Genomic DNA, 8,864 nt, shown 5'->3' with positions numbered 1-8,864 from the left:
GGCCAAGGCACCGATCTTAATTGTCTCCTTGATATCACCTTCGCCATATAGCAAGCTCACAATACTTGCCCCGAAATTGATACCCGCAGCAAAACAACCATTACACGCCTCCTCTGTCGTGGCCCATAGATACCCATCTTCCTGCCGAACCTGATATTTTTCATGAAGGGCATCCCTAGCCGCTTCCCATACCACGCCCGATTGATAGTGTCCCAAAACAAAATCATACATCTTGGCCGAATACGAATCATTCGGAAGGCGCTTACGGGCCTCTGTGGCCATCCATAATAGATTATCCTTTGTTGATTTACTCTTTTCCGCCAAAGGCGCAAGGGAATATAGGATCACATTGAATTCCGATATCCATTCCGCATTATCCCTAGCGACGGTCTGTATCGGCAAATGGGCCATTTTCAAGGCCACGTCTGGCCGTGTAGGGGCAAAAAAACCAAATATTTCGGTGGTCAATTGCGCATCGATCATTTCATAATGCGGATTTACTTCAGGGTCACTTGTCGCAGGTGGTACTACACCTTCAATCATTAAATCGAATGCCGTTTGGTTCGACACCCATAAAAAGTTCTCTTCTTCTTTCTTAATATGCCTTAACCAACCTTCCCGTATCTGTTCGCCTGTCAGAATACTGGTTTTGTTGCCATACAATAGGTTTTGGTAGATGTATTCGATATCGGTATCATCATCAGCCCCCCAAATACTATCTTGATCCGCAAACTGAAAGTCCAAGGTATCCGAATACGTATTGGAACCCCAAATATTGGGTTGATCGGGTTGGCCCCAATCTTTCCTAGTATAAAATCCCGCACCTTTCCCATCTTTAGTCGGGATGCCGATCTTATCCATCTCGGTAACCAATCCCGTCCAATTGGCAATACACTGTCCCAACCAAAAGCCGTACAATTTATCTTTATATGCTGCGCGTGAGAGTATCCGATCGGTTGACTCGGGGGTATAGGCTGAATAGACCAAGGTGGTATCCTTCAGGGTATTTAAAGTAACGGCAGTCGCCACCGCATGTTTATCCCCACATGAGGAGAAAGCAAATAAGGATATAAAGCCAAAAAATAAGGATCTAAGTTTAATCATGTTGTTGGATTAAAAGGGTAGATTTTTCAGGTCAACGTTGCCTCCGGAAACAATGATCCCGACTTTTTTCTTCTTGAACTTGTCTTTTTCACTCAACACGGCCGCAAATGCCACCGCACTGGAAGGTTCAATAATGATTTTCATACGTTCCCAGATCAACCGCATGGCTTCAATAATCTCTTCCTCGGACACTCGAACGATGCTGTTCACATACTTGCGTATCAATGGAAAATTCTTGTCGCCTAAATTGGTTTTGAGTCCGTCCGCGATGGTTTCCGTTGTTTTGTTCAACTCGATTTTCCCGCTTTGAAACGAGCGATAGGCATCATCGACCGCAAAGGGTTCTGCCCCAATAACCTTACAATTCTTCCCAAAATAGTGCGCTGCCAAGGCCGTACCGGCAATAAGACCGCCGCCGCCGACAGGAACTATGATAAAATCAAGATCGGGGTGTTCTTCCAACAGCTCCATACAGGCCGTGCCTTGTCCAATAATCACATTAACACTATTCGATGGGTGTATAAACGTGGCTCCCTTTTCCGTTTCGATCTTTTGGGCGGCCGCTTTCCTTGCTTCCAACGTGGGTTCACATTCTATGATTTTCCCTCCATATTCCAAAACCGCATTTTTCTTGACCTGTGGGGCAGCCGTTGGCATAACGATGTATGCCTTAACACCCAGGCTTTTTGCTGCCAAGGAAAGGGCTTGCGCAAAATTACCAGAGGAATGCGTAACGACACCTTTGCTTCTTTGCTCGTCTGAAAGTTGTAAAATCGCATTGGTGGCGCCCCTCATTTTATAGGCACCCATTCTTTGGAAGTTCTCACATTTGAAAAAAAGTTCTGCACCTACCATTCTATCGATGAGTCGGGAAGTAAGCACGGGCGTTCTATGTATATGTGGGGCTATTCTTTTATGGCATTGAACCAGGTCTTCTTTTTGCATCGCAGCTTATTATTTAAACTATTGATAAATTATTTTAATTCAAGAACGACTACAGAAAAAGCGGGTATGGTTATTACCCCTATATCTTTCTTGATGGTAATGTCACTGAAAGGAACCGGTTTTATTTTTTCGGGATTTTCGAATGAATTATGGTCCTGTATCGCACTGCTCTTCAATATTCGCCCTGAAACCAGAGTATGGTTCTCATCCATTGTTATGGTTATCGTCTTGGGTTCTTTCAGGTCGATATTTACCAACGAGATATGCACCAAACCTTCCTTGCTTTTTGAAGCGGAAACGGAAATCGCCGGTAACCTTTGTCCGTTGTGTTCATAATCGTCGGTTTTCAATGCCAACGGAATCAATACCGCATCTTGATGCACTTTGAACATTTCCATCACATGATACGTAGGGGTAAGTATCATCTTGTTTCCTTCGGTCAAAACCACTGCCTGAAGTACATTGACCGTCTGGGCCAAATTCGCCATCTTCACTCGATCTGCATGGTTATTGAATATATTCAGGTTCATGCCGGCGATCATGGCATCGCGCATGGTATTTTGTTGATAAAGAAATCCCGGATTCGTATCGGGCATCACATCGTACCATCCTCCCCACTCATCGACAATCATATCCACTTTTTTTTCCGGATCATACTTGTCCATGATCGCGGTATGTTTTTGAATGAGTTCCTCCATGTTCCATGATCTTTGTAAGGTCATGAAGTATTGGTCTTCGTTATAATCGGTAGAAGAACCTTTATTGCCCCAATCGATTACCGAATAGTGGTGTAAGGCAACCCCTTGTAATAAATTATGGGGAATATCGCGCATCAAGACCTCCGTCCAATTATAATCGGCATCACTGGCGCCAGAGGCAATTTTATCCAAACCTCCCTCAATACCGGCACCAGACATAAAGGTGGCATATTTTCGATAAATGTCCACATAATACTCAGGGCGCATATTGCCCCCACAGCCCCAAGCTTCATTGCCTACGCCCCAAAATTTAACCTTCCAAGGTTTTTCACGGCCGTTTTGCTTACGGAGGTTCGACATGGGACTATCCCCTTCAAAATTTACATATTGCACCCAATCGGCTAATTCCTGTACCGTACCACTACCCACATTACCTGAAATATAAGGCTCAGTTTCCAAAACTTCACAGAGGTTCAAAAAATCATGGGTGCCAAAACTATTGTCCTCGGTAATTCCTCCCCACCATGTGTTAACCATTGATGGTCGTTGGTCTTTCGGTCCAATCCCATCCTTCCAGTGATAGGTATCGGCAAAACAACCGCCAGGCCATCTTAAGTTGGGAATGTCCAATTTCTTCAGGGCATCAATGATATCGTTTCTTACCCCATTGGTATTTGGTATGGAAGTATTGTTTTCGCCTACATAAAAACCATCATAGATGCACCTTCCCAGATGTTCTGCAAAATGGCCATAAATGTGTTTGTTGATAATGATTTCCCCTTCCGATGGCAAGAAATCAATACTGTTTTCCTGTGCATTCGTAAATAGGGCCAATGTAAAGGCTAGAATGGCAATCTTCAGCTTCATTTCGTACGAATTTAATGGTTTGTGTTTCTCGCCTTACTACGTATAAACCCATAGGTAAAGGGTTCATAGATAAAATTACATAAAGAATTAAGAAGTAATCCAACATTTGGCGTGATTATTCGTTAATAAAATGATTGGCATAACCTTTGATTCTTGAAATTTGCCAATCGTACAGGGATTTTGTTATGCGAGCTATTTTTATACTTAGTGTTTTTATGCTATGCCAATGGATGCAGGGGCATACCTATGGCTATGATCTATCATCGACCCATAACGCCTTTATCGATTCCTTTAATTCCCTAAGTGCTTCAGAGGGTTTAAAAACCTTAGGTCCGACAGAAGAATTCGGCACTTTGAAATCTTCGATCAACATTACCTCCCCGAATAGCCATTCGATTTGGACCATTCCGGGCACAGCGGAGTTGGAATGGAGCACCCAAAATATAGGCACCACAAAATCCATTCGCTTTTTCCTCGCCAAGGATGATATGGTGGTACAGGAACTGGGTACGTTTAAAAATACAGGAATGGCCAAGGACATCGTCTTAGCCAAGAACATCAGCTCTGGGGATAATTATCAGGTGGTAGGCATTGAGATGTTTCCAGATGATCGCTTCCATATCGCAAAATTTTCAACCCCTTATTTTTCTGTACGAAATAAAGAATCGGATGCCAGAAAGGAACGATCTAGACTTTTGAATTCAGCACCGACCCCTACAGTACCCAAGCAAGTTGAAGCTCCAAAAAAAGTTGTATCTCCCATACCTGTTGAAACACCTAAAAGGATGGAATTCGATGGTCGGAATATTACCTATGTGAAGGAATTGGTCTTTACCAAAGAAAAGCTAAAAATACACATTTGGGATCACGGTCGTCAGGATGGTGATATTGTTTCCATATACCTAAACGGTTTTACCGTAATCTCAAAATACTTATTGACCTATAATAAAAAACCAATCGAAATCATATTGGATCCAAATAAGAAAAACGACTTGTTCGTATATGCCCATAACCTAGGAAAATATGCGCCCAATACCGTTTCCGTTGAAATCACTGATGGTACGACCTCTGAGAATATCATCCTGAATTCCGACCTCAAAAGTTGCGAGGCGGTAATGATCAGCGTAAATAAATAGCCCTAGTCTATTACAACATTACTTTTTCACCTTTCTTTGCGGCCCGATAAATGGCATCGATGATCTTTAGATCTTTCAATCCCTCTTCCCCATCAACTGGCACCAAGGGTTGAATACCATCAAAAATAAGCTGTGCCATTCCGTCCATTTGTAAGGTTTGATGCGTAATATGTGGTTGGCTCAGTTCCCCTTTATGGGTCCGCCCTTCAATAGGTCCATATCCCGTTGAGGGTTGCATTTCTACCCAACCATCATCCCCTGTCATAAAGAAACGATCTAAATGCCTCATGGCATAGGTCGAGAGACAAGATGCCACTGCCCCACTAGGAAAACCCATCTGAAAGGTTATGGTTTCATCAATACCTTCCTTGAACATTACCGGATCGGTTTTTGTTTCCTGGGCCGTGATCCAAATGGGTTCCTCACCCAACATATACCGGGCCCCATTAACGGAATAGATACCGATATCCATCATGGCCCCACCTCCGGATAATTCTTTGTTAAGGCGCCATTGATCTGGATTGCCTATCACGAAGCCAGATTGCCCTTGAAAGAATTTCGGTTGGCCAAATTCACCGGCCTTTCGCATTCGAATGACCTCCACCGTTTTAGGTTCAAAATGCATACGGTAACCGACCAATAACTTGACATTAGCAGCTTCACAGGCCTTCACCATACGCTCCCCTTCCTCAGCATTGATGGCCATGGGTTTTTCACAAATCACATGCTTACTGGCCTTGGCGACACGAATGGCCTGTTCACAATGGAGTCCGTTTGGTGTAATGATATAAACCGCATCGATATCAGGATTGTCCTTGATGCTATCAAAATTGGCATAGTTGTAGCAATTTTTTTCAGGAATGTCATATTCCGCTTGCCATTTGGTGATTTTGGAAGGGGTGCCACTGATCACACCGACCAACTTTGCCCGCTTACAATCTACCATCGCTTTGGCCACCCTGGTTGCGTAACTACCTAAACCCATTATTGCCACCCTTAGTATGGGTGCGTCGTAAGGCTGTTCGAAAGCCGCAAAAAGAGGTGTTGAACCATATAATATCGGCAGACTTAGCGCCGTAAGTGACATTTTTTCGATAAAATCCCGTCGTGAACCCATAGTGAATTTGATTTGTATTAAAATTACGTTTTAATACCAAAAGGCAATAACACATTACAACCTAATAAAAAAGACTCCAAATGAATTGAAGTCCATTGTTTTCTAGGAGGAAATCCTGAACGACCCAAATCCCACCAAGTACCAACATTAACTTAAGGAATACAATTTATTTTACGCTAGTGCTCACCCACAATTCTACCTTCTTCGCTGACCTGAGTACTGCATCGCTTCTCCCTTACCAAATCCATAGCTGAATCCCAAGGCGATAAAACGACCCCGTTGTCGACGGTTATAGACCTCGAAATCGTTCTGTACAATTTCATCTTCATTGATTCTTGAAGCAAAAAGGTCCCGTACGCTTAAATTCAATACCGCCTTGCCCTTGAGAATATTTTTACGTAACCCAAGATCCATAAAAAGGTTCTCACTGCGCACCCCTTGCACCGTTCTTACTCTCGACCTATAATTGCCCGTGGTCTCCAATTCAAAATCAGCAGGGAGTTTTAGCTTTGCCATAACTTTAGATGACCATTGATCTCCATCAAAATCAAAGACCGTACTTTCAAAAATGCCTTCCCGCTTAAACTCACTATAATTGAAATCCGCATTTAGGGTCATCCATTTAAACGGGGAGTACTTGGCGTTGAATTCAATACCGGTTACCTTGTTCTCCCCAATATTCTCGGGTCTTACGGTATTCACATTGTTTGCAAAGAACGAGACCCGTTCAATGACATCGGACGTATAGCGATAATAAGCCCCGAAATTCAGGGATGCCTTGCCTAAAATATAGATACTTGTAATTTCATACGAATCGGTAAACTCCGGTTGTAAATCGGGATTCCCTTGTCGGATACTAAAGTTGTTTCGGATATTGAAAAATGGATTAAGGTCCCACAATCTCGGCCGGTAAACACGCTTTGAATAGCCTGCCTGCATCGAAATCTTGTCAGTGAATTTATAGGAGGAATGAACACTTGGAAAAAGGTTGGTATAGTTCTGATCATTCGCCTGGTTCGTGTTCTCCAATAAGGTATTCAGATTGGTCTGCTCTAAACGTAAGCCTGCTTTAATGCCCCATTTTGTGCCTTCATATGAGCTAGTACCATACAGGCCCAATACATTTTGGTCGAAATCAAAAATATTGGTCAGACCAGGATTCACAATGAAACTTCCATTTTGAAAATCACTGACCTCATAGTCGTTCTTCACATCATTTATAACATATTGTACACCTGTCTCTAACTTCCATTTTTCAGCGAATGGCCTGGTGTAATCCAATTTAAAGGTATACACCGATTCCTTAAAATCTGTTCGGGTCTTTTGTTCTGCGTCGTTATCAGTCCCGCTAATCGTGGTATTGATAAAGTCTGATGATTGGTCCTTGCCGAAAAAATTTCCTAATGAACTAAAGACAAGGGTATGGTCCTCATCCCCGTTAAAATCCTTTTTATATTGCAACTCAAACTGAAGTTTAGGATTCTCGGCTTCAGTAACCTCTGTACGTTGCCACTCAGAAACAACCTCATTGGAGGCATCAAGGGAAGTGAAATTGGTTGTTGAAGGTTGATCTTCCAACTCCATTGCAAAATTACCGGAAAGTGTCAAAACATTGTTTTCATCAATGTAATAGTCGGTCCCCAACACAAAATTGTAGTAGGTCTCGTTTCTATACTCCGTACCGGTCGACAGTACCGTGGTATTGTTTACCAAATCCACATTTCGATTTATCCTATCATCAGGAAGTTCCCGAATGCCATAGCCCAATTGACTGAATAAGTTGAATTTTTCACTCCTCCGGTTAAGGCTTATGCCAATACTGTGCGAATCAGGTGCTCCCGTATTCACCGAAACAGAACCATTTAATCCTTTTCTTTGGTCTTTTTTTATGACAATGTTTATAATGCCCGATGTACCCTCAGCATCGTATTTTGCGGAAGGATTTGTGATAACCTCAATCCTATCGATCATATCCGCCGTAATGGTCCCCAAGGTATTTCCCTCCTCGCTAGCAATCACCGATGGCTTTCCATTGATCAAAATTTGGACGCCTCGGCTGCCCCTAAGGCTTATTTGCCCTTCGATATCCACATTCACCGAAGGTACATTGTTCAATACGTCCAAGGCACTTGCACCGGTGGTGCTCAAATCCTTACCTACGTTGAATACCCGTTTATCCAACTTGAATTCAGTTCGGGAAATTTCTCCACGAACCACTACTTCTTCTAATTTTTCAGCATCTTCCGACAATGTTATGGTACCCAAGGCTATAGTTTCGGACTTGGCCACTGGTTGCCCAAAAGTCTTGGTCTCAAAACCTATAAAACTAACCTCAATATAAAAATTGGAGGCATTTGTCTCTAGCTCAAAACTACCATCTTCCAATGTGGTGGTGCCGCTCAATGGCTTTTGGGTATCCGAATCCGCTACCAATACAGTTGCGAACTCTACAGGCCGTTCATTGATGTCAACCACTTTACCGGTAATCCGTGTGCTTGTTTGGGAAAGTAGGTCCGATACATTAAAGATCAGAAATCCAAAGAAAAGAAAATATAGTATGTAAGGTCTCATGGGTTTCATTTTTAAATGCTAGGTCAAAAGTTATATTTTTACGTGTAATAGGCAATCTATTTCCCGCAAACGACAGCAGTTGTACAGTAAACGACACAAGACCTGAAGAATGACGTTTACCGTATCAAATCTGTCGATGGCGGTTTTTCGAAGCATTACTTAGCTACAATCCTTAATTTTAGAGCATGGCAACCTTACCCTACAAATTAAGCGCTACCTCCAAAGAGTTCCTTTTTCAATTCTCATTGCATGTCTTATTGTTTTTGTTCTTTACCTTCGACAGGGAAGAGCCCCATATCCAAGAATTCAAAATATTTTCCTTTATAAATTATGCCGTAGGGGCTTTCATTATCAATTATGCATTGTTACCCCGATTGTTCTATAGGAAACACTATATAAGTTTCATCATTTCGGCCATAGTGGTTA

Annotated in this window: 6 protein-coding genes and 1 pseudogene; 2 read left to right on the top strand and 5 right to left on the bottom strand. The window is 42.5% G+C overall.

What is annotated here, in order from left to right; all coding sequences use genetic code 11:
• From WBM98_RS03715 to WBM98_RS03705, 3 genes are all read right to left on the bottom strand, one after another.
• Positions 1-1,104: ADP-ribosylglycohydrolase family protein (locus tag WBM98_RS03715; RefSeq protein WP_424364678.1), on the bottom strand; the 1,104-nt coding region annotated here is incomplete at its 3' end.
• A gap of 9 nt (positions 1,105-1,113) precedes the next feature.
• Positions 1,114-2,049 (bottom strand): pyridoxal-phosphate dependent enzyme, encoded by a 936-nt coding sequence (locus WBM98_RS03710; protein ID WP_424364677.1) that lies wholly within the window; start codon positions 2,047-2,049, stop codon positions 1,114-1,116.
• Between the two features lie 29 nt (positions 2,050-2,078).
• Positions 2,079-3,614 (bottom strand): alpha-N-arabinofuranosidase, encoded by a 1,536-nt coding sequence (locus tag WBM98_RS03705; RefSeq protein ID WP_424364676.1) that lies wholly within the window; start codon positions 3,612-3,614, stop codon positions 2,079-2,081.
• 185 nt (positions 3,615-3,799) lie between these two features.
• Between WBM98_RS03705 and WBM98_RS03700 the strand changes: the two genes are divergently transcribed.
• The gene (locus tag WBM98_RS03700; RefSeq protein WP_424364675.1) at positions 3,800-4,750 is read left to right on the top strand and encodes a hypothetical protein; all 951 of its coding nucleotides are present in this window, start codon (positions 3,800-3,802) and stop codon (positions 4,748-4,750) included.
• Positions 4,751-4,760: 10 nt separating this feature from the next.
• On the opposite strand, the gene WBM98_RS03695 is transcribed toward WBM98_RS03700, so the two are convergent.
• Both WBM98_RS03695 and WBM98_RS03690 read right to left on the bottom strand, forming a co-directional pair.
• Positions 4,761-5,867 (bottom strand): Gfo/Idh/MocA family protein, encoded by a 1,107-nt coding sequence (locus WBM98_RS03695; RefSeq protein ID WP_424364674.1) that lies wholly within the window; start codon positions 5,865-5,867, stop codon positions 4,761-4,763.
• Between the two features lie 195 nt (positions 5,868-6,062).
• On the bottom strand, positions 6,063-8,438 hold the full coding sequence (locus WBM98_RS03690; RefSeq protein WP_424364673.1) for a TonB-dependent receptor domain-containing protein: 2,376 nt from the start codon (positions 8,436-8,438) through the stop codon (positions 6,063-6,065).
• A 185-nt stretch (positions 8,439-8,623) separates the two neighbouring features.
• On the opposite strand from WBM98_RS03690, the pseudogene WBM98_RS03685 reads away from it, so the two are divergent.
• Positions 8,624-8,864, top strand: a pseudogene (locus WBM98_RS03685) (hypothetical protein); the annotation flags it as partial.

Source organism: Maribacter sp. (assembly GCF_049667165.1).
In the GTDB taxonomy this organism is placed as follows: Bacteria; Bacteroidota; Bacteroidia; order Flavobacteriales; family Flavobacteriaceae; genus Maribacter_A.
The sequence above is the reverse complement of the archived record's forward strand: the minus strand, read 5'-3'. Positions and strand labels throughout refer to the sequence as shown.